Origin of the sequence: Streptomyces sp. CA-249302 (assembly GCF_050936785.1) — a bacterium.
GTDB lineage: Bacteria > Actinomycetota > Actinomycetes > Streptomycetales > Streptomycetaceae > Streptomyces.
Map to the genome: position 1 here is coordinate 10510010 of NZ_JBNJMG010000001.1, position 19735 is coordinate 10529744.

General features: G+C 71.9%; 20 protein-coding genes and 1 pseudogene. 7 read left to right on the forward strand and 14 right to left on the reverse strand.

Annotated elements, in window-relative coordinates:
* Positions 1 to 120: 120 nt before the first annotated feature.
* A complete protein-coding gene (locus tag ACQEWB_RS47575) occupies positions 121 to 909 on the forward strand; it encodes a maleylpyruvate isomerase family mycothiol-dependent enzyme (RefSeq protein WP_432842823.1) in 789 nt (262 codons plus the stop codon).
* Positions 910 to 1058: 149 nt separating this feature from the next.
* Here ACQEWB_RS47575 and ACQEWB_RS47580 read toward each other — a convergent pair whose 3' ends face one another.
* Both ACQEWB_RS47580 and ACQEWB_RS47585 read right to left on the reverse strand, forming a co-directional pair.
* Positions 1059 to 1253: a hypothetical protein gene (locus ACQEWB_RS47580; RefSeq protein WP_432842825.1), complete on the reverse strand. Its 195-nt coding sequence runs from the start codon at positions 1251 to 1253 to the stop codon at positions 1059 to 1061.
* A gap of 13 nt (positions 1254 to 1266) precedes the next feature.
* On the reverse strand, positions 1267 to 1422 hold the full coding sequence (locus ACQEWB_RS47585) for a hypothetical protein (protein ID WP_432842827.1): 156 nt from the start codon (positions 1420 to 1422) through the stop codon (positions 1267 to 1269).
* Between the two features lie 172 nt (positions 1423 to 1594).
* Here ACQEWB_RS47585 and ACQEWB_RS47590 point away from each other — a divergent pair, with 172 nt between their 5' ends.
* Positions 1595 to 3682, forward strand: coding sequence for a DUF1996 domain-containing protein (locus ACQEWB_RS47590; RefSeq protein WP_432842829.1), 2088 nt, complete (start codon positions 1595 to 1597; stop codon positions 3680 to 3682).
* Between the two features lie 56 nt (positions 3683 to 3738).
* Here the strand turns inward: ACQEWB_RS47590 and ACQEWB_RS47595 are convergent, their stop codons facing one another.
* From ACQEWB_RS47595 to ACQEWB_RS47605, 3 genes are all read right to left on the reverse strand, one after another.
* Positions 3739 to 4020, reverse strand: coding sequence for a hypothetical protein (locus ACQEWB_RS47595; RefSeq protein ID WP_432842831.1), 282 nt, complete (start codon positions 4018 to 4020; stop codon positions 3739 to 3741).
* A gap of 68 nt (positions 4021 to 4088) precedes the next feature.
* The gene (locus tag ACQEWB_RS47600; RefSeq protein ID WP_432842833.1) at positions 4089 to 5654 is read right to left on the reverse strand and encodes a glycerol-3-phosphate dehydrogenase/oxidase; all 1566 of its coding nucleotides are present in this window, start codon (positions 5652 to 5654) and stop codon (positions 4089 to 4091) included.
* A complete protein-coding gene (locus ACQEWB_RS47605) occupies positions 5651 to 6250 on the reverse strand; it encodes a TetR/AcrR family transcriptional regulator (protein ID WP_432842835.1) in 600 nt (199 codons plus the stop codon). The genes ACQEWB_RS47600 and ACQEWB_RS47605 overlap by 4 nt, the downstream gene beginning before the upstream one ends.
* 83 nt (positions 6251 to 6333) lie before the next feature.
* On the opposite strand from ACQEWB_RS47605, the gene ACQEWB_RS47610 reads away from it, so the two are divergent.
* Positions 6334 to 7929: an FAD-binding oxidoreductase gene (locus ACQEWB_RS47610; RefSeq protein ID WP_432844381.1), complete on the forward strand. Its 1596-nt coding sequence runs from the start codon at positions 6334 to 6336 to the stop codon at positions 7927 to 7929.
* Between the two features lie 15 nt (positions 7930 to 7944).
* Positions 7945 to 8825: pseudogene (locus tag ACQEWB_RS47615) on the forward strand (YegS/Rv2252/BmrU family lipid kinase).
* Between the two features lie 9 nt (positions 8826 to 8834).
* Here ACQEWB_RS47615 and mgrA read toward each other — a convergent pair.
* Positions 8835 to 9878: an L-glyceraldehyde 3-phosphate reductase gene (gene mgrA / locus ACQEWB_RS47620; protein ID WP_432842837.1), complete on the reverse strand. Its 1044-nt coding sequence runs from the start codon at positions 9876 to 9878 to the stop codon at positions 8835 to 8837.
* 111 nt (positions 9879 to 9989) lie between these two features.
* Between mgrA and ACQEWB_RS47625 the strand changes: the two genes are divergently transcribed.
* The 3 genes from ACQEWB_RS47625 (at position 9990) to ACQEWB_RS47635 (ending at position 12145) form a co-directional block, all read left to right on the forward strand.
* Entirely contained in the window at positions 9990 to 10442 is a 453-nt protein-coding gene (locus ACQEWB_RS47625; RefSeq protein ID WP_432842839.1) for a flavodoxin family protein, read from the forward strand.
* Positions 10443 to 10599: 157 nt separating this feature from the next.
* Positions 10600 to 11556 carry a LysR family transcriptional regulator gene (locus ACQEWB_RS47630; RefSeq protein WP_432842841.1) on the forward strand — a complete coding sequence of 319 codons (957 nt, stop codon included), beginning with the start codon at positions 10600 to 10602 and terminating at the stop codon, positions 11554 to 11556.
* A gap of 115 nt (positions 11557 to 11671) precedes the next feature.
* Entirely contained in the window at positions 11672 to 12145 is a 474-nt protein-coding gene (locus tag ACQEWB_RS47635) for a carboxymuconolactone decarboxylase family protein (protein ID WP_432842843.1), read from the forward strand.
* A gap of 49 nt (positions 12146 to 12194) precedes the next feature.
* On the opposite strand, the gene ACQEWB_RS47640 is transcribed toward ACQEWB_RS47635, so the two are convergent.
* Genes ACQEWB_RS47640 through ACQEWB_RS47675 form a run of 8 tightly spaced genes read right to left on the reverse strand, consistent with a single transcriptional unit; the run spans position 12195 to position 19589 of the window.
* Positions 12195 to 13412 carry a vWA domain-containing protein gene (locus tag ACQEWB_RS47640; protein ID WP_432842845.1) on the reverse strand — a complete coding sequence of 406 codons (1218 nt, stop codon included), beginning with the start codon at positions 13410 to 13412 and terminating at the stop codon, positions 12195 to 12197.
* Complete coding sequence (locus ACQEWB_RS47645) at positions 13409 to 13720, reverse strand: hypothetical protein (RefSeq protein WP_432842847.1); 312 nt, start codon at positions 13718 to 13720, stop codon at positions 13409 to 13411. Before ACQEWB_RS47645 ends, ACQEWB_RS47640 begins: the two co-directional genes overlap by 4 nt.
* Entirely contained in the window at positions 13717 to 14034 is a 318-nt protein-coding gene (locus ACQEWB_RS47650) for an SRPBCC domain-containing protein (RefSeq protein ID WP_432842849.1), read from the reverse strand. Before ACQEWB_RS47650 ends, ACQEWB_RS47645 begins: the two co-directional genes overlap by 4 nt.
* Positions 14031 to 14924 (reverse strand): AAA family ATPase, encoded by an 894-nt coding sequence (locus ACQEWB_RS47655; protein ID WP_432842851.1) that lies wholly within the window; start codon positions 14922 to 14924, stop codon positions 14031 to 14033. Before ACQEWB_RS47655 ends, ACQEWB_RS47650 begins: the two co-directional genes overlap by 4 nt.
* A gap of 3 nt (positions 14925 to 14927) precedes the next feature.
* Positions 14928 to 15791: an XdhC family protein gene (locus ACQEWB_RS47660; RefSeq protein ID WP_432842853.1), complete on the reverse strand. Its 864-nt coding sequence runs from the start codon at positions 15789 to 15791 to the stop codon at positions 14928 to 14930.
* 11 nt (positions 15792 to 15802) lie between these two features.
* Positions 15803 to 18199, reverse strand: coding sequence for an aerobic carbon-monoxide dehydrogenase large subunit (locus ACQEWB_RS47665; protein WP_432842855.1), 2397 nt, complete (start codon positions 18197 to 18199; stop codon positions 15803 to 15805).
* The gene (locus tag ACQEWB_RS47670) at positions 18196 to 18714 is read right to left on the reverse strand and encodes a (2Fe-2S)-binding protein (protein WP_432842857.1); all 519 of its coding nucleotides are present in this window, start codon (positions 18712 to 18714) and stop codon (positions 18196 to 18198) included. The genes ACQEWB_RS47665 and ACQEWB_RS47670 overlap by 4 nt, the downstream gene beginning before the upstream one ends.
* The gene (locus ACQEWB_RS47675) at positions 18711 to 19589 is read right to left on the reverse strand and encodes an FAD binding domain-containing protein (RefSeq protein WP_432842859.1); all 879 of its coding nucleotides are present in this window, start codon (positions 19587 to 19589) and stop codon (positions 18711 to 18713) included. Before ACQEWB_RS47675 ends, ACQEWB_RS47670 begins: the two co-directional genes overlap by 4 nt.
* Positions 19590 to 19735 lie beyond the last annotated feature (146 nt).

The following is a 19735-nucleotide window of genomic DNA, read 5'->3' on the forward strand; positions in this document are numbered from 1 at the left end:
GCAGCACAGAGCGGTTCACGTGGGTGAACTTGGGTCGTACACGTGAAGCCGTGTGTCCGGGAACCTAAAGGTCTGAACCAAACACGTCAAGGGTGCGGACAAGTGGCCCATGATGGGCGGGTGACTTCGCTGACCTTCGACGACCACTGTCGCGAGATCGTCTCCCAGACCGACCTGCTCAGAACCCAGGTCGGAGGCGCGGACCCCACCACTCCGGTGCCCACCTGCCCGGGCTGGGACCTCGGCCGGCTGCTGCGGCACGTGGGCGGCGACCATCGATGGGCGGGGGAGATCGTACGGACGCGAGCCGCCGGGCCGCTTCCCGACGCGGGCGTCAACGACCCGGCCGCATATGCCCACTTGGACGGCGACGCACTCGGCGCCTGGCTCGGCGAGGGTGCCGCGGAGCTCGGTGCCGCCCTGCGCGGTGCCGGGCCGGGGGTGCCCGTGTGGACGCCGGCCGACGAGCAACTCGTAGAGCAGTCGACGTCGTTCTGGGCGAGGAGGATGACCCACGAGACCGTCGTCCACCGCGCCGACGCGGTGCTGGCGACGGGCGGGGAGTTCACCCTCGGCGAGGGGCTCGCGGTCGACGGCGTCGAGGAGTGGCTGGCGTTCTCGACGGTCCCCGAGGCGTACGAGCCCGGACCGGACGCGCCCGGCCTGCTCGGCCCCGGGCGCACGCTCCGCTTCGAGGCGACCGGCGCCGGCGAATGGCTCGTCGACCTCACCGGCGAGCGTCCCGTATGGCGATCCGGTGGCGAGGCTGCCGCGGTGAGCGTCCGCGGATCGGCGACGGAGCTGCTCCTGTTCCTCTACCGCCGCCCGGTCCCCGCCGTCGAAACCCGGGGCGACACGGCGCTGCTCGACCTCTGGTTGACCCGCACCGGCTTCTGGCTGGAGGTGTAACGCCTCGGTGAAACAAGGGAGTTGAGCACACGCGCAGATGGGTTGGTGTGGCCGTCGTGCTCCAAGATCGCAGAACGGGCCACTGTCTGAACCGGCGTCAGCCACCTGGCTTTGGGCGGCGAACGGCCCATGGGTGCGCCGTCACTCGCTCAGATCCGCGAAGTCGGCGAAGAGCGTGGGGAATCGGCGTCCCAGAAGTGCCGCAGAAACTCCATGCCTTCGCCGTAGTCCCACACGTACGCGGCGGCCACACCGCCCGGCGCTACCACGCGCGCCGCCTCGGCGATCGCGACGGAGGGCTCGGGCCGGAAGTCCAGCAGCAGCCCGCTCACGACCCCGTCCATCGTGCCGCCGCCGTCAACGCCCCGAACCGCAGCCCATGTCCAGTCGGCGCCCACCGGACGGGCGGGCCGGCCAGTTCAGGAAGTCGTCGGCGACCAGCCTGCTCCAACGGCCCATGTACCGCTCGTACGCATTCCCGGCGGTCCATACGTCGAAGTCCTGTTCGCCCATGTCTGTAGTCAGCCGCGTCGGCTTCGGTCGTGCCACGCGTGCGCGTCCGGGTGCACGCGCTTACTGAGAGGTTCCTATGAATCTGTGGTGCGGTTGAACACGCCTGTGCCGGTGTCCGTATGGGGTCGAGGGATTTCCATGCCTGACCGCCATGATCCGTAGGAGAACTCTCGTGGGACGCAACACGCGCAGACGCCCGACAGGACCGCGCCGCGCAACCTTCGCGGCTTTCGCCCTGATGCTGGGTGGTGGCGGGCTCGTCGCGGCCAACGTCTACGCCTCGGCGACGGAAGGCGGCTCGGGCACTGAGCAGTCGACCCGCAGCGCGGCGGCCGGCACCATCGACTGTCCCGACGTCGGCAGCAAGCTGACCGAGGTGCCGGACCAGGCACGGGGCGAGGTCGACAAGCAACTCGCCTCGCTGGACCAGCAGATAGCCGAGGCCTACCAGCGGTTGCAGTCGGCGACGCCGGAACAGCGCCAGGACAGCGGCTACACCGACGACGCCGTCATGAAGCCTCTGAAGGAGCAGCGGTCCCAGACGCTCGACCGCATCGGCGGCGCCATGGAACAGGCCGGGCAGAGCGCCGACGGGCTCGACTCCATGGCGGACTGCTCGATGCGGACGTGGAACGACCAGAACGCCGGTCAGGACAACGGCGACTCCCAGGACGGTCAGCAACAGGGTCAGCAACAGGGCCAGGGAGACGGCCAGAACGGTCAGAACGGCGGGGGTCAGCAGAACGGCAACGGCGGGCAGGCCGGCAACGGGCCCGTCGCCGGGGACTATCAGGACATCAACTCCGTCCAGCCGAACGCCCCGGCCCCGAACCTGAACTCCTTCGTCTCCAAGGGCACCTTCACCACCAGCTGCGGTGTCAACGCCAACGGGCTGTTCAACTCCGACAACGTGATCGTGGCCCCGGGTGTCACCAACGGCGCCCACCACTTCCACGACTACATCGGCAACCAGTCCAACAGCGCCTTCGCCAGCGACGACGACCTCGCGAACGCCGACACCAGCTGCGAGAACCCGGGCGACAAGTCCACGTACTACTGGCCCGTGCTGCGACTTCAGAACGGCACCCAGGAGCAGGACGCCAACAAGCCCGGCGGTGGCATCGAGGGCAACGCCGGTCAGATCGTCCAGGCCAAGCAGGTCACGCTCACCTTCATCGGCAGCCCGCGCAGCAAGGTCACCGAGATGCCCCGCCTGCTGCGCATCATCACCGGCGACGCCAAGGCCTTCGTCAACGGCCCGGCCAACGCCAACGCCTCCTGGAGCTGCACCGGGTTCGAGGACCGGCAGCTGAAGGACAAGTACCCGCTGTGCCCGCAGGGCAGTGACGTGGTCCGCACCTTCCGCTTCCAGAGCTGCTGGGACGGCCGCAACATCGACAGCGCCAACCACCGCACCCACGTGGCCTTCGCGGACGCCCAGGGCAACTGCCCCAGCGGCTTCGAGGCCATCCCGCAGCTGGTGCAGCGCATCGTCTACGACGTCAAGGCGCCGAGCCTGAACGACGGCGGCAAGACCACTCCCTTGTTCGCGGTGGACTCCTTCCCCGAGCAGCTGCACAAGCCGGTCACCGACCACGGCGACTTCATCAACGTCTTCGACGCGGGCCTGATGAAGGAGGTCGTCTCCTGCATCAACGGCGGCCGCAACTGCGGCGCGGGCACCGGCGAGGACCCGGGCTCGGACGACGGGGCGACCCAGCCGCCGACGGAGAACCCCTCCGACCAGCCCACCGAGAAGCCGACGGACCAGCCCACCGAGGACCCCACCACGCCGCCCGCCGGTGACGACAACGGCAACTCCGGCAGCGACAACGGCAACTCGGGCCAGGACAACGGCGGTTCCGACAACGGCGGTTCCGACAACGGTGACGGATCCGACCAGCAGCAGTCCGCGGACCCGACGACCCAGGCCCCGGCGACCGAGCAGCCGGCTTCCGACGACGCGCCGACCATGTCCAGCACCTCGGAGCCCAAGGTCTACGCGAAGCCCTCCGCGTCCAAGAGCACCGCGGCCGCGCAGGGCGGTTCCTCGGACGACGGCTCCAACAACACCGGCGACAACTCCGCCCAGTCCACGGGCGGCAACGACGCTTCCGCCGCCAACCAGACCGAACCGCAGGCCGTCCAGGGCGGCCTGGCCGAGACCGGCACCACCCTGTGGCCCGCCGCGGCCGGCACGGCCCTGCTGATCGCGGGCCTGTTCCTGCTCACACGGACGCGCCGCCGCTACGTGCGCTGACACCACACCAGGGGGCGCCCGGACCGACCGTCGGCCCGGGCGCCCCCTGGCGTCGGTCAGGTCTCCGGCTCGGAATGCCGGACCGCCTGTTTGACCTCGGCCTCGACGTCGGTACGCGGCTTCCCCGACTCCTTGGCGTACTCGGTGACCGAGGACTGCGCCTCACGGGCCAGGTCGCGCCAGGCGCGCCACGCCGTCTCGTACGTCTCGGTCTGCTGTCCGCTCCAGCCGCCCGGCTGAGTCGGTGGGCCGTACGAGTGCCGCAGCTCCTCGACCCGGTTGTGGGCCTGGTCGGCCGCGCGCTGCTTCTCCACGAGTTCGTCGAACGTGTGCGTCACGCAAAGGGAGCATAAGCGGGCAATTCGCATCCCGCGCGGTGAGCCGCGGCGGCGGGGATCCGCAAACCTCAGTCCTGGTGGGCCAGGGCCTCACCCAGCAGCTCTCGTACGGCGTCCAGTGCCGCCGCGCGATCCTCCGGCACCACGCCGATCCGGGTGCGCCGGTCCAGTACGTCGGCCTCGTCGAGCGCGCCCTCGTGGCGTACCGCCCAGAGCAGTTCGGCTGCGGTGACGGGATGTCCCGGCAGTACGCGTTCGGCCAGTCGGGGGTCGGCCGTGCCGAGGGCGTGCACGGCCGGTGCCTCGGTGCCGTAGCGCCGGACCAGGTGGCGGGGGGCCGGCAGCGCTTCGAGGGCCCGTGGGGACGCGGCGCCGACGAGCGGGAGGGACGCGGTGGGGGAGGGGCCCGCGGTGAGGCGGCGGGTCCGGACGGCCGCGTCGACGGCGTCCTCGGCCATCCGCCGGTACGTGGTGAGCTTGCCGCCGACCACCGTGATCACGCCCTCGGACGAGGTGAGCACCGCGTGCCGGCGGGAGATGTCGGCGGTCCTGGCGGCCTCGCCGGTCGAGGTGTCGAGGAGGGGGCGCAGCCCGGCGAAGGCGCCGACGACGTTCTCGCGCCGGACCGGGGCGTCCAGCACCGAGCCGAGCACGTCGAGCAGGAAGCCGATGTCCGTCTCGGGCACCTCCGGCACGTCCGGGATCCCGCCTTCGACGGGTTCGTCGGTGAGGCCGACGTAGACCCGGCCGTCGCCCTGGGGCAGGACGAGGACGAAGCGGTTCGTCTCGCCGGGGACCGGGATGTGCAGGCCGGCCGGGAGCGGGCCGAGGTGTTCGGCGCGCAGGATGAGGTGGGTGCCGCGCGAGGGCCGGATCCGGATGCCGTCCACCAGGGCGCCTGCCCAGACGCCGGAGGCGTTGACGACCGCGCGGGCTCGGATCTCGCCCTCCTCACCGGTGAGTTCGTCGCGGACGCGGGCGCCGGAGCCGGTGAGCTCCAGGGCCCGGACGCGGGTCAGGACCCGTGCGCCGTGCGCGGCGGCGGTGCGGGCCACGGCGGTGACCAGGCGGGCGTCGTCGACGAGCCGGCCGTCCCAGGACAGCAGTCCGCCGCGAAGGCCGCCGTTGCGCAGAGCGGGGGCCAGATGACGGGTCTCCACCGCGGAGAGACGGCGCGGCGCGGGGAGCGTGGCCCGGGCCGTGCGGGCCGTCAGGCGCAGGGTGTCGCCCGCCTTGAAGCCGGCCCAGGCGAGCGCCGCCTGGCCGCGGGAGACCAGCGGGGTGAGGGGCAGCACGAACGGCTGGGCGCGGACCAGATGGGGCGCGGTGCGCTCCATCAGCACGCCCCGCTCGACCGCGCTCTCGTGGGCGACGTCGAACTGGCCGGCGGCGAGATAGCGCAGCCCGCCGTGGATCAGCTTGCTGCTCCAGCGGGAGGTGCCGAAGGCCAGGTCGTGGGCGTCGACGGCGACGACGGACAGCCCGCGGGCCGCGGCGTCCAGCGCCACTCCGGCACCGGTCGCGCCGAGCCCGACGACGAGGACGTCCACGACGGGACCGCCGACGGCCCCGGCGAGTTCACGCGAGCGGCGGGCGGCGGACAGGGACGAGCCGGGGGCGGGGTCGCTGCTCATGGCGTGAGGGTCCTCTCCAGGATGTCGCCCAACTCCGCGAGGAAGGCGGGGGAGTCGAGCTCGGCGTCGTCCTCGTCGGTCATGGTCCGCAGGGACAGGGTGAAGGACTGGACGATCAGCAGCAGCGACCGCGCCTGCCGCTCGGGATGGCCGGCGCGCACCGACCCGTCGGCGTGCCCTTCCTCGAGGCCGCCGGCCAGCAGCTCCAGCAGCGCGATCTGGCTGGCCCCGCGCCGGTCCAGCACATAGGGGAGCAGCAGTTCGGGGTCGACGTCGACGATCTTGCGGAACAGCGGATGGGCGCGGAAGGCGTCCACTCCGGCCACCAGGCCCTCCACGAGCAGACTCCGCGCGTCCGCCCCCGGTCTGGGCTCGGGGATCGCCCGGGTGGCCACGCCGACCCACTCGCGGGTCATCAGGTCGCCGACCAGCGTGCGCACATCGGGCCAGCGCCGGTACAGCGTCATCCGGGAGACGCCCGCGCGGCGGGCCACGTCCGTGAGCGTCGTACGGCGGACCCCGACGGCCAGGACGCAGTCCCGTACCGCGTCGAGCACCGCGTCGCTGTCCGAGCCGTTGTGACGAATAGGCGTCATGTGTCACAGTGTAACGCCTCGACGGGCCCCGGGTGCCGTCGGCGGACGGGAATCGCTCGAATCGACCGGTGAGGACGACAGTCATGGACATGCTGTGGAGCGGCTGGGGCGATCCGGCCAGGGCGACGCCGCTGCCCGACTCGGTGATCGGGCTGTTGCGCGATCTGCTCGGTGTGAAGCCGCGCGCCGTCGATCCGGTCGAGCTGGCGGACATCGCCGTACCGGAGCGGCAGTTGGACCCTGCAGCACACCGGGCGCTCGCGGCCGCGGTGGGCGGCGAGGAGCATGTGCGCACGGATGCCGAGACGCGGATCCGGCACACCCGCGGCAAGTCCACCCCCGATCTGCTGCGCATCCGCGAGGGCGAGGTCGACGACATCCCGGCGGCCGTCCTGCTCCCGGCCGGGCACGACGAGGTCCTCGCCGTGCTGCGGGCGTGTGCCGAACTCGGCCTGGCCGTCGTCCCGTTCGGCGGCGGAACCTCCGTCGTCGGCGGCCTCGCGCCCAGGCGGCGCACCTTCGTCGCCCTGGACCTGCGCCGCATGGACGGGCTGCTCGCCCTCGACCCGGTCTCCCGTACCGCCACCCTGCAACCGGGCCTGCGCGCCCCGCAAGCCGAGGCGCTGCTCGCCGAACACGGCTTCACCCTCGGCCACTTCCCGCAGTCCTACGAGTGGGCCACCATCGGCGGCTTCGCCGCCACCCGCTCCAGCGGCCAGGCCTCCGCCGGCTACGGCCGCTTCGACGAAATGGTCCTAGCCCTCACCCTCGCCACCCCCGAGGGCACGATCGACACGGGCCGCGCCCCGCGCTCGGCCGCCGGACCCGACCTCCGCCAGCTCGTCCTCGGCTCGGAGGGAGCGTTCGGCGTGATCACGTCCGTGACGGTCCGGATCCGCCCCGTCCCGCAGACCCGGGTGTACGAAGGCTGGCGCTTCGCCTCCTTCGAGGAGGGTTCCGCGGCACTGCGTCGGCTCGCCCAGGACGGGCCGCGCCCGACCGTACTGCGGCTGTCCGACGAGACCGAGACCCTCATCGGCCTCGCCCAGCCCGACGCGATCGGGTCCGCGGACGCCTCGACGTCCGCCGGATGCACGGCAATCGCGGGATACGAGGGTACGGAGGAGGACGTCTCGTACCGCCGGGAACGCGCCGCTGCCGTCCTGAGCGAGTGCGGCGGCACGCCCCTCGGCACGGAACCCGGCGAGCGCTGGGCCCACGGCCGCTACTCGGCGCCGTATCTGCGCGACTCCCTGCTCGACGCGGGCGCCTTCGCCGAGACGCTGGAGACGGCGACCTTCTGGTCCCGGATTCCGGAGCTGTACGCGGCCGTGCGGGACGCGCTGACCGGCACCCTCACCGAGGCCGGTACCCCGCCCCTGGTCATGTGCCACGTCTCCCACGTCTACGAGAACGGCGCCTCGCTGTACTTCACCGTCGTCTCCGCACAGGGCGACGACCCCGTGGCGCACTGGACGCGGGCCAAGCACGCCGCCAACGAGGCGATCCTCGCGGCCGGCGGCACCATCACCCACCATCACGGCGTGGGCACCGATCATCGCGACTGGTACGTCCGGGAGGCCGGGCCGCTGGCCGTCGACGCGTTGCGGGCCGTGAAGCGGAGACTGGACCCGGAAGGGCTGCTCAACCCGGGTGTTCTGCTGCCCCTCGAAGACTGACCGGAGGCCACACCGATGCGACAGTTCACCGCCGTCGTCAACCCCACCGCGGGCGGCTCCACCGGCGCCGCCGCGCTGCTCGCCGTGGCCCGGCCGCTGCGGGAGGCGGGGGCCGAGCTGGAGACCGAGTACAGCCGCAGCCTCGCCCACGCCCAGGAACTCGCCCGGGACGCGGGCCACAAGGGCCGGGTCGTGCTCGCCGTCGGCGGGGACGGCATCGCCGGCGGGATCGGCGGCGCGCTCAGCGGCACCGGAGCCGTGCTGGGGCTCGTCCCCGCCGGACGCGGCAACGACTTCGCGCGTGCCCTCGGACTGCCTTCGGACCCCGCCGAGCTGGCCCAGGTGCTGCTCCACCACGAGCCTCGCCCGGTCGACACCATCGAGGTCGAGTCCGCCGTCCACGACCGCACCGTCGTCCTGGCAGCGTCTACGCCGGCGTCGACGCCCTCGCCAACCGCCACGCCAACCAGGCGAGACTGCTGCGCGGCGCGGCCTCCTACTACGCCGGCGGCCTGCGGGCCGTCACCACCTGGCGGGCCGCCCGCTACCGCGTCACCGTCGACGGCGAGGAGCACCGGCACACCGGCTACACCGTGGTCGCCGCCAACTCCGGCTACTACGGCTCGGGCCGCCTCATCGCCCCCGACGCCCGCGTGGACGACGGGCTGCTGGAGGTGGTGATGATCAGCGAGGCGCCCCGGCGGCTGTTCTTCGCCCTGATGAACGACCTGAAGACCGGCGCCCACGTCGACCGGCCCCAGGTGCGCATTCTGCGGGGGCGGGAGATCAGCATCTCCGCCGACCGCGACGTGCCCTACGGCGCCGACGGCGAGGTCGAGGCCGTGCTGCCCGTCACGGTCAGGGTCCTGCCCGGAGCGCTGCGCGTGCTGTGCTGAACCGCGAGGTCAGCCGAGGTTGCCGGTCCGGGCGTCCCGCCACAGGTCGACGCCGCCGTCGGTGGCGTACTTGTCGATCTCGGCCAGCTCCTCGGCGCTGAAGTCGAGGTTCTCCAGCGCGGCCACGTTCTGCTCCAGCTGCTCGGTGCGCGACGCGCCGATGACCAGCGAGGTGACCCGCTCGTCCCGCAGCGCCCAGGCGAGCGCCATCTGGGCCAGGGTCTGCCCGCGCCGGGCCGCGATGTCGTTCAGCGCGCGCAGCCTGACCAGCATGTCCTCCGACAGCCACGACGTGTCGAACGACGTCCCGGCGGCGGCCCGCGAACCCTCCGGCACACCGTTCAGATAGCGCCCGGTCAGCAGCCCCTGCGCGAGCGCCGTGAAGCCGATGACCCCGAAGCCCTCCTCCTGGGCGGCGTCCAGCAGACCGTCGGTCTCGATCCAGCGGTTCAGCATGCTGTACGACGGCTGGTGGATCAGGAGCGGAGTACCCAGCTCGCGCAGGATCGCCGCGGCCTCCCGGCTGCGCTCGGCGTCGTACGAGGAGATCCCGACGTAGAGGGCCTTGCCCTGGCGCACCGCCGTGTCGAGCGCACCCATCGTCTCCTCGAGCGGGGTGCTCGCGTCCAGACGGTGGGAGTAGAAGATGTCCACGTAGTCCAGGCCCATGCGATCGAGGGACTGGTCGAGCGAGGCGAGCACGTACTTGCGGGAGCCGCCGCCCTGGCCGTACGGGCCGGGCCACATGTCCCAGCCGGCCTTGGTGGAGACCACCAGCTCGTCGCGGTACGGGGCGAGGTCCCGCTTCATCAGCCGGCCGAAGTTGCTCTCCGCGGAGCCGTACGGCGGGCCGTAGTTGTTCGCCAGGTCGTGGTGGGTGATCCCGAGGTCGAAGGCGCGCAGGGCGATCTCGCGCTGCGTCTCGAAGGGCCGGTCGTCCCCGAAGTTGTGCCAGTAGCCCAGGGAGAGGAGGGGGAGGTCGAGGCCGGATCGCCCGGTGCGCCGGTACCGCATGGTGCCGTCGTAGCGGGCGGGATCTGCGAGGTGGTTCATGGGGTTCACTGTGCTCGCGGACGATTCTGAAGTCCAACAACTCCCTTTCATCGGATTCAGTGCCGTCTCTTCTGAATGAGGGCCGAGTGAGGGCTGAACTAGGGTGCGGGTGTGCCCACCTTGCTGATCGTGCATCACACGCCCTCGCCCAACTGCCAGGCCATGCTGGAGGCCGTCGTCGCGGGGGCGACCGCGCCGGAGATCGAGGGCGTCGAGGTCGTACGGCGCCCCGCGCTCGCCGCCACCGCCTCCGACGTGCTGGCCGCCGACGCCTGTCTGCTCGGCACCCCGGCCAACATCGGCTACATGTCGGGCGCCCTCAAGCACTTCTTCGACCAGATCTACTACCCCTGCCTGGACGCGACGCAGGGCAGGCCCTTCGGGTACTACGTGCACGGCGGCAGCGACGTCACGGGCGCGGTGCGCGGCATCGAGACGATCACCACCGGCCTGGGCTGGCGACTCGCGGCGAAGCCGGTGACCGTCACGGGCGAGCCGACGAAGGCCGATGCCGAGGCCTGCTGGGAGCTGGGCGCGACGCTCGCCGCTGGACTGCTGGACTGACCCGAACCTCCTTGAGGTCTCCGAACTCCCTTGTCCCCAGGGTCACTTGAGCCTCCCGAAGCCCCGTGCGTGACAGTGGCTCTCGGGGAACTGGTGCGCTAATTTGAGGTGCAGCTCACAGGTGATGGGCACCCGTGGGGAGCGCGGGAGGTTCTCGTTGACCCCGGCACAACTGCGGGCCTTCTCGGCGACCGTCCGACTCGGTTCGGTGAAGGCGGCCGCGGCGGATCTCGCCGTCACCGAGGCCGCCGTCTCGATCCACATCGCCCATCTGCGCAGGGAACTCGGCGACAAGCTGTTCACCCGGACCGCGCACGGGCTCGCGTTCACCCCGGGCGGGCTGCGCCTCGCGAGCCGGGCGACCGAGATGCTGGGCCTGCAGGACCGCACGATTCTCGAGGTTCGAGGGGCCGGGTCCGGACGCCGGCTGCTGCGCGTCGCCGCGTCGAGCCTGTTCGCCGAGCACGCGGCACCCGGCCTCATCGAACTCTTCGCCGGGCGCGCCGACGACCTGGACGTCGAACTCAGCGTCCACGACCCGCAGGACTTCGCCTCACTGCTGGTCAACCGCGCGGTCGACGTGGCCATCGGCCCCCGGCCCGCGACGCTTGAGGAGTCCATGACCTGCACCCACTTCCTCAACTACCAGGTGATCGCCGTCGTCGGCCCCGACCACCCCATGGCAGCAGGCGGTGCCGGTCCTGCCGAACTGCGCGAACAGACCTGGCTGCTCGGCCCCTCCGCGGCGGGCCGCACCGGCCTCGTGCCCGCGGTGCTGCGCCGGCTGAGCGTCCCCGAGCACAACCAGCGCATCTTCCAGAGCCATGCCGCCGCCCTGGAGGAGGCCAAGCGCGGCAAGGGGATCGCGCTGGCCGTGGCGTTCGCGGTCGCGAAGGACCTTACGGACGGGGACCTGTGCCGGCTCCAGGGCCCGCACCTGCCCGCCCGCGGTTCCTGGAACCTGCTCGCCCTCGCCGACCGCGAGGCACCGCCCGCCGCCGCGGAGCTGCGCCGCTTCGTCACCACACCCCGGGCCACCCAGGCGATGCTCCGCGGCGCGGGCGTGACCGCGGGCCGCTTCCGGCCGGCCATCCATGTGACCCTGTGGAGCTAGGGCCGGGCCGCTCGCAGGCTGCTGGGGAGACGCAGGTCACATTCGTGAGTGTCACAACCCGTCGTGCCGTCCCGTCAATGAGGTGTAGCCAACGACGACGACACAGGAGCACATCATGGAAGCGCGTCTGAACCTCTTCGAGAACGCGGTCGCGACCAAGGTCTTCCGGCACATCAACTCGGCGGGCAAGGCCGTTTCGGACTCGACGCTGCCGCACGCCACGCAGGAGCTGGTGAAGCTCCGCGCCAGCCAGATCAACGGCTGTGGGATGTGCACCGACATGCACACCAAGGACGCCCTGGCCGCGGGCGAGGACGTGCAGCGGCTCCTCCTGGTCTCGGCCTGGCGGGAGGCCACGGTGTTCACCGAGGCCGAGCGCGCCGCCCTGGCACTGACCGAGGAGGGCACCCGGATCGCGGACGCCGCGGGCGGGGTCCCGGACGAGGTCTGGGAGAACGCCGCCAAGCACTTCGACGAGGACCAGCTCGCCGCCCTCGTGACCACCATCGCCCTGATCAACATGTACAACCGGTTCAACGTCCTCGTGCAGCAGCCCGCCGGCGACTACCGGCCGGGCATGTTCGGCTGACGCCGAGCACCTCCGAGTGCGGACACGGCCCGGACCGGCTCCGGGCCGTTCAGCCGCGCCGGGCAAGCCGTGCCACCTCGTCCGGCACCCGCAGCAGCGCCCCGAAGGTGTCCGCCGGCAGCAGCAGATCGACGTAAGGCAGCGCGGCGGCCATCGTCGTCGTGCGGGGGACGTAACCGGGCGTCCCGGCCCGGGGGTTGAGCCAGATCACGGTGTGTGCCCGGCGCCGCAGCCGGGCCATCGCGGCGGCGAGCCGCTCCGGCGGATCACCGTCCCAGCCGTCCGAACCGATCAGCACGACCGCGCCCCGCAGAGCGCCGCCGTGGTGCGAGGCGAGCAGCGTCGACAGACAGTGCGCGATCCGTGTACCGCCGAAACGGTCGCCGACCCGCTCCGTCGCCTCCTCCAGCGCGGTCTGCGCGGAACGGTGTCCGAGCGCCGCGGTGAGCCGGGTCAGCTGTGTCGCGAACGCGAAGGCCTCGGCATGCGTGGCCAGCGTGAGCGCCCGCATCAGATGCAGATACGCCACCGCCTGCGCCTGCATCGACCGGCTCACGTCACACAGCACCACCACCCGGCGCGGCCGCGCCACCGGCCCCGTTCGCACCAGTTGGACCGGATCCCAGCCGGTACGCCGGGCCCGCGCCGCCGTCTCCCGCAGCGTCACCCGGCGCCCACCCGGCCGCACCGCGTACCGGCGCGACCGGCGCGTGGGCCACTCCCGCAGAGCCCCCTCCAGCCACCGGCCCAGCAACTCCGCCTCCCGCGCGTCCAGTTGCTCGAACGGCGTCTCCAACGTCCCGGCGAGATCACTCGGCAGCCGCTCCGGCACGGACAGCGTCTCCTCGTCGTGCCGGCCGGCCGCCGCGATGACGGGCGCCAGTGTCACCCAGGGCAGACCCTGGCGACCGTTGACGGAGGAGTCGCCGTCGTACGGCAGCGCGGGCGCGCCGGAACCGCCCCCGCGCACCGCCGAACGGTCGCCGCCGCGCCGGGCGTTCGGATCGACCGAGAGCAGCGCTTCCCCGAACACGGCGTCGAAGAGTTCGTCGAACCGCGCCAGATCCGGCTGCCGGCGTACGAGGGTGACCCGCGCCGCCCAGTACAACGCCGTGCGCGACAGGGGCGGCACCGCGACCAGCGCCCGCACGAAGTCCTGCGTGGCGGTCAGCCCCACGCCCACGCCCCGCTCCCGGAGCCGGCCGGCGAACGCCACGGCGAAGGCGGCCCGGTCGACGGCCGGGAGCAGTGGCCCGGCCCGGCTCACAGGGCCAGCAGCAGGACTACGACGGCCACGACCACGACGACCACCACGAGCGCCGGGACCAGCCGCCGGTACACGGACCCGCCGGCCAGCCGCATCAGATCCAGCGGCTCGCCCGCCGGCGCCTCCTCGGGCTCTGGAGCAGGTGGTGTCTCCTCCTCCTCTTCCTCGGGGGCGGTGGCGGGACCCAGCAGCCGGCTCTCCACGTTCTCGACGAACTGCGTGAACAGCTTCTCCGAGATCTCCTTGATCATGCCGCTGCCGAACTGAGCCAGCCGCCCGCTGATGTTGAGATCCGTACTGACCGTCACGACCGTGCCCACGCCCTCGGGGCGCAGCCGCGCGTGGATCGTCGCGGAGGCGTTCCCGCCCCGCGCGTGTCCTTTCCGGCCGCGCTGATGACGGCGATGTGGGCGTCGTCGTCCCGTTTCACGAAACGGGCCGTGCCCGCGAACTGACTCACCACGGGGCCCACTTTGACCTTCACCCGGCCCTTGTAGACGTCGTCCTCCACGCCGGTGAGCTCGGCGCCGGGCATGCACGGGGCAAGGGCCTCCAGATCGGTGAGCGCCTGCCAGGCGCGTTCCACGGGTACGTCGACGCCGAACTCCTGGTCGATCTTCATGGTCTCCTCGCCTGTCCGGGAAAGCCGAGTTCCTCGAGGGCATCGGTGATGGTGGTCCGGTCGTCGGGGCTCTTGGCGACGGCGCTGAGCGTGCCGATGACGTCCGCGCGGGCCAGCCGTGCCACCCGCAGCGCGGCGAGCGCCGAGACCCAGTCGATCGCCTCCGCCATCCCGGGTGCCTTGTCCAGGTCCAACTCCCGTACCCGGCCGATGAACTGGGTCGCCGAGGCGATGAGCGGCTCGTTGGCGGCCGGTACCGAACGGCGCAGGATCCGCGCCGCGAGGTCGGGGGAGGGGAAGTCGATCCAGTGGTACAGGCAGCGGCGGCGCAGGGCGTCGTGGAGTTCGCGGCTGCGGTTGGAGGTGAGCACGACGACGGGTGGCCGTACGGCGGCGAAGGTGCCCAACTCGGGTACGGTGATGGACCGTTCGCCGAGGAACTCGAAGAGCAGCGCCTCGAACTCGTCGTCGGCCCGGTCGATCTCGTCGATCAGCAGGACGGGCGGCACCGGGCCCGGATGACGCACCGCCCGCAACAGCGGCCGGTCGTGCAGGAACTCCTCGGTGAACACGTCGGCGTCGGCGAGCTGCCCGCCGCGCGCCTCGGCCAGCCGGATGGCGAGCAGCTGGCGCTGGTAGTTCCACTCGTACAGGGCCTCGCCGGGCGCGAGCCCCTCGTAGCACTGCAAGCGGATCAGCGGTGTGTCCAGCACCTGGGCGAGGGCCTTGGCGAGGCTCGTCTTGCCGACACCCGGCTCGCCCTCCACCAGGAGTGGCCGGTCGAGGACGGTGGCCAGGAAGAGGGCGGTCGCGGTGCCCTCGTCGACCAGGTGGCCGACGGCGTCGAGGCGCCCGCGTACGTCGTCGGCGTCGGTGAACAGCTCGCTCACGCGCTAGCCCACCGGTTCCGCGGCGCGGCGGTCCCGGCAGCCGGTGCCGCAGAACCACAACTCGCCCTCGTCGGTGACCAGATGAGGGGTGTCGGGCCGGACGGTCACCGTCATGCCGCACACCGGGTCGACCGCCTCGACCGGTCGATCGGAGCGGAGCGCCGGCCGCGCGTGCACGGCCTCCACCACCTGCGCCAGGATCGACAGCGCGATCTCGGGTGCTGTGCGGGCACCGATGTCGAGGCCGGCCGGTGTGTGCACGCGGGCGCGTTCAGCCTCGTCGAGGCCGAGTTCGTCCAGGAGCGCGGAGCCTCGGCGGCGGCTGGCGACCAGGGCGATGTGGGGGACACCCGCGTCGAGGGCGGCGCGCAGGGCCTCGGCGTCGCCGTGGCCCTGGCCGGCCACGATCACCGCCGTCGTGGGTTCGTCGGGCCGGGAGCGGGCGGTGGCGTAGCCGAGCACCTCGGTGAGGGCGAGGAAGGCCTCGGCGATGGGCGTGTCGCCGACGACCTCGACGAGCGGCGGGGGCAGGACGGGCTCCAGGAAGATCTCCAACGCACCCCCGGACAGGCAGGGATTGACCACGACCTGCGCGCCCGGCGTCTCCGGGAACTCCTCCTCGCCCGCCGGCAGCACCCGCAGCAGCAGCGGCGCGCCACCGCTGAGGGCGCCCAGCGCCGCCGTACGCACCGAGCCCTCGGCGCAGTGCCCGCCGACGAATCCGTCGATCGTGCCGTCGCCGTGCACGATCGCCTCGTCGCCCGGATGCGCGGACGCCGGAGCCTGGGCGCGCACCACGCGCGCGTGCACGAACGGCACGCGCCGCTCTGCGAGTTCGAGCGCCCGGGCGCTCACCTTGCCCGACATCGCGACCACCTTCAGATCGGCGGGGTGGGCCGGCCCTGCATGGCCTCCCACACCCGCGATGGCGTGAGGGGCATGTCGGCGTGCCGGACACCGAAGGGCTTGAGTGCGTCGACGACGGCGTTGACGATCGCGGGCGGCGAGCCGACCGTCGCGGACTCGCCGACCCCCTTGGCGCCGATGGGATGGTGCGGCGACGGGGTGACCGTGAACCCCGTCTCCCAGTCGGGGACTTCGAGGGCGGTCGGGATGAGGTAGTCCATCAGCGAGCCGCTCAGGCAGTTGCCGTCCTCGTCGAAGGCGATCATCTCCATCAGCGCCATGCCGACGCCGTCGGTGAGCCCGCCGTGCACCTGCCCCTCGATGATCATCGGGTTGATACGGGTTCCGCAGTCGTCGACCGCGACGAACCGGCGGACGGTGACCTTGGCCGTACCGGGGTCGATGTCGACGACACAGATGTAGGCGCCGTGCGGATAGGTGAGGTTCTCCGGGTTGTAGCAGATCTGCGCCTCCAGGCCGCCCTCCACACCGTCGGGCAGGTCGCCCGCTCCGTGCGCGCGCATCGCGATGTCCTGGATGGTTACCGAGGCCTTGGGATCGCCGGCGACCCGGAAGGAGCCCTTCTCCCACTCCAGGTCGGCGACCGACACCTCCAGCATCCCGGAGGCGATCAGCCGGGCCTTGTCGCGCACCTTGCGGGCGACCAGCGCCGCCGCCGCGCCCGAGACGGGGGTGGAGCGGCTGCCGTAGGTGCCGAGCCCGAAGGGCGTCTGGTCGGTGTCGCCGTGCACCACGTCGATGTCCTGCGGCGGGATGCCGAGTTCCTCGGCGACGATCTGCGCGAACGTCGTCTCGTGACCCTGCCCCTGGCTCTGCACGGACAGCCGTACGACCGCCTTGCCCGTGGGATGCACCCGCAGTTCGCAGCCGTCGGCCATGCCCAGGCCGAGGATGTCCATGTCCTTGCGCGGCCCCGCGCCGACCGCCTCCGTGAAGAACGACACCCCGATGCCCATGAGTTCACCGCGGGCCCGCTTCTCGGCCTGCTCGGCGCGGAGTCCGTCGTATCCGGCGATCGACTTCGCCAGTTCCATGGTGGGCGCGTAGTTCCCGGAGTCGTACACCCAGCCGGTCTTGGTCCGGTACGGGAACTGCTCGGGTCGGATGAAGTTCTTCGACCGCAACTCGACCGGGTCCATGCCCAGTTCGTACGCCAGACAGTCCACGATCCGCTCGACCAGGTACACGGCCTCGGTGATACGGAAGGAGCAGGCGTAGGCGACCCCGCCGGGGGCCTTGTTGGTGTAGACGGCCGTCATCTTGCAGTGGGCGGCCTCGATGTCGTAGCTGCCGGTGAAGACGCCGAAGAAGCCCGCCGGGTACTTCACCGGTGCCGCCGTGCCGTTGAACGCCCCGTGGTCGGCCAGGACATGGGTGCGGATGCCGAGGATCCGCCCCTCGCGGGTCGCCGCGATCTCGCCGCGCATGATGTAGTCGCGGGCGAAGCCGGTGCTGATCAGGTTCTCCGCGCGGTCCTCCATCCACTTCACGGGCTTGCCGGTCAGCAGGGAGCCGACGATCGCGCACACGTAACCCGGGTAGATCGGCACCTTGTTGCCGAAGCCGCCGCCGATGTCGGGGGAGACCACCCGGATCTTGTGCTCGGGCAGCCCGGCGACGATCGCGTACAGGGTGCGGTGGGCGTGCGGGGCCTGGGTGGTGGACCAGAGGGTGAGCCTGCCGTCGACGGCGTCGTAGTCGGCGACCGCGCCGCAGGTCTCCATGGGCGCAGGATGCACGCGCGGGTAGACGATGTCCTCCCTGACCACGACATCGGCCCGGGCGAAGACGGCGTCGGTCTCGGCCGCGTCCCCGGTCTCCCAGTCGAAGCAGTGGTTGTCCCGCTTGTCCTCCAGGTCGTCCCGGATGACGGGCGCGTCGGGCGCCAGCGCGGTGCGTACGTCGATCACCGGGTCGAGCGCCTCGTACTCGACGTCGATCAACTCCAGTGCGTCGCGGGCCGAGTAGCGGTCCTCGGCGACGACGAAGGCGACCTCCTGGCCCTGGAAGCGGACCTTGTCGGTGGCGAGCACGGCCTGGACGTCGTTGGAGAGGGTCGGCATCCAGGCCAGGCCCTTCTCGGCGAGCATCGCGCCGGTCACCACCAGACGGACCTTCGGGTGCGCCTCGGCGAGGGTCGTGTCCACGGAGAGCACGCGCGCGTGGGCGAGCGGCGAGCGCAGGATCGCCAGGTGCAGCATGCCGGGCAGCTGGATGTCGTCGACATAGCGGCCCTTGCCGCGGACGAAACGCGGGTCCTCCTTGCGGAGCATCCGGCCGTGACCGCAGGGTTTCCGGTCGTTGTCGACGAAGGAGGTGAGGTGGCCGTTCGAGGCGGTGGTGGTCATGACGCGCTCACCTCGGCGGCCGATGCGGGCGCTTCGGTGGTCCGTGTTCCGGCTTCCTCCGCGGCCGCCCAGCGCACGGAGCGGACGATGGTGGCGTATCCGGTGCAGCGGCAGATCTGGCCGGAGATCGCCTCGCGGATCTCCTGCTCGGACGGGTCCGGATTACGGTCGAGCAGGGCACGCGCGGTCATCATCATGCCCGGCGTGCAGAAGCCGCACTGCAGGCCGTGGCACTCCACGAACCCCCGCTGCACGGCGTCCAGTTGGCCGTCCTGCTCCAGGCCCTCGACGGTGCGCACCTCGTGGCCGCCCGCCATGGCGGCCAGCACCGTGCAGGACTTGACCGGCTCGCCGTCCAGCCAGACCACGCACGTACCGCAGTTGCTCGTGTCGCACCCCCAGTGGGTGCCCGTCAGCCGGAGGTGGTCGCGGAGGAAGTGGACGAGGAGCAGCCTGCCCTCGATCTCCCGGGTGACCTCTTCGCCGTTCACGGTCATGGTGACCTGCACGCTCACGCCTCCTGTCCGCCGGCCCGGGCGACCGCCCGGCGCAGCACCCGCACCGTCAGCTCGCGCGCCAGATGGCGCTTGTACTCCGCGCTGCCCCGCCGGTCGGTCACCGGCGAACAGGCCTGGGCCGCGAGATCCCCGGCATGCGCGTACAGCTCCTCGCCGGGCGGCCGGCCGCGCAGGATGTCGGCGATGCCGGGGATCCCCGCGGTGTTCGGGCCGACGGCGGCGAGTCCCACGCGGGCGTCGGTGACAAGCCCGGCGTCGAGCCAGACCGCCGCGCCCGCCGAGACCACGGCCCAGTCGCCGGCCCGCCGCTCGACCTTCTCGTAGGCGCTGGACCCGCCCGGACGGATCGGGAAGCGGACCTCCGTGAGGATCTCCGCGTCACCGACCGCCGTCTCGTACGGGCCCTGGTGGAACTCCTCCATCGGCACGACCCGTTCGCCGTCGACACCCCGGATCACGCAGGAGGCGCCCAGCGTCGTACAGACGGCGGACAGGTCCTCGGACGGGTCGGCCTGGCAGAGCGAGCCGCCCAGTGTGCCCCGGTTGCGGACCACGGGGTCGGCGATGACCCGTTCCGCGTCGCGGAAGATCGGGAAGGCGGCGGCGAGTTCGTCGGACTCCAGCAGCTCGCGGTGGCGGGTCATGGCGCCGATCCGGATCAGCCCGGGCTCGACGCGGACGTAACCCAGCTCGTCGTGCAGCTCGTTGATGTCGACCAGGTACTCGAAGTTGGCCAGCCTCAGCTTCATCATCGGGATGAGACTGTGCCCGCCGGCTACCAGCCGTGCCGTGTCGCCGAGGCGGTCGAGGAGCGCGACCGCCTCGTCCACGCTGTGCACCCGCTGGTACTCGAACGGAGCGGGAACCTGCATCGCCACATCCCCCTGTCCCGCCCGGCTGCCCGCCGGGCGCCCTGTCCGGGCCCATTGGGCGCTCGGAGCCCAGGGGTGTCAACGGGTGGTTAAACGTTCACTTAGGTCGCCGCCCCGCCGGCGGGCCGGGGCCGCATTTCCTGTGC

Bases quoted from the DNA above. Each gene is read 5' to 3' on its own strand.
- ACQEWB_RS47580 (WP_432842825.1), bottom strand. From the start codon at position 1,253: ATGGACGGGGTCGTGAGCGGGCTGCTGCTGGACTTCCGGCCCGAGCCC.
- ACQEWB_RS47585 (WP_432842827.1), bottom strand. From the start codon at position 1,422: ATGGGCGAACAGGACTTCGACGTATGGACCGCCGGGAATGCGTACGAG.
- ACQEWB_RS47600 (WP_432842833.1), bottom strand. From the start codon at position 5,654: ATGAGCAGCGACCCCGCCCCCGGCTCGTCCCTGTCCGCCGCCCGCCGC.
- ACQEWB_RS47605 (WP_432842835.1), bottom strand. From the start codon at position 6,250: ATGACGCCTATTCGTCACAACGGCTCGGACAGCGACGCGGTGCTCGAC.
- ACQEWB_RS47610 (WP_432844381.1), top strand. From the start codon at position 6,334: ATGGACATGCTGTGGAGCGGCTGGGGCGATCCGGCCAGGGCGACGCCG.
- mgrA (WP_432842837.1), bottom strand. From the start codon at position 9,878: ATGAACCACCTCGCAGATCCCGCCCGCTACGACGGCACCATGCGGTAC.
- ACQEWB_RS47635 (WP_432842843.1), top strand. From the start codon at position 11,672: ATGGAAGCGCGTCTGAACCTCTTCGAGAACGCGGTCGCGACCAAGGTC.
- ACQEWB_RS47650 (WP_432842849.1), bottom strand. From the start codon at position 14,034: ATGAAGATCGACCAGGAGTTCGGCGTCGACGTACCCGTGGAACGCGCC.
- ACQEWB_RS47660 (WP_432842853.1), bottom strand. From the start codon at position 15,791: ATGTCGGGCAAGGTGAGCGCCCGGGCGCTCGAACTCGCAGAGCGGCGC.
- ACQEWB_RS47665 (WP_432842855.1), bottom strand. From the start codon at position 18,199: ATGACCACCACCGCCTCGAACGGCCACCTCACCTCCTTCGTCGACAAC.
- ACQEWB_RS47675 (WP_432842859.1), bottom strand. From the start codon at position 19,589: ATGCAGGTTCCCGCTCCGTTCGAGTACCAGCGGGTGCACAGCGTGGAC.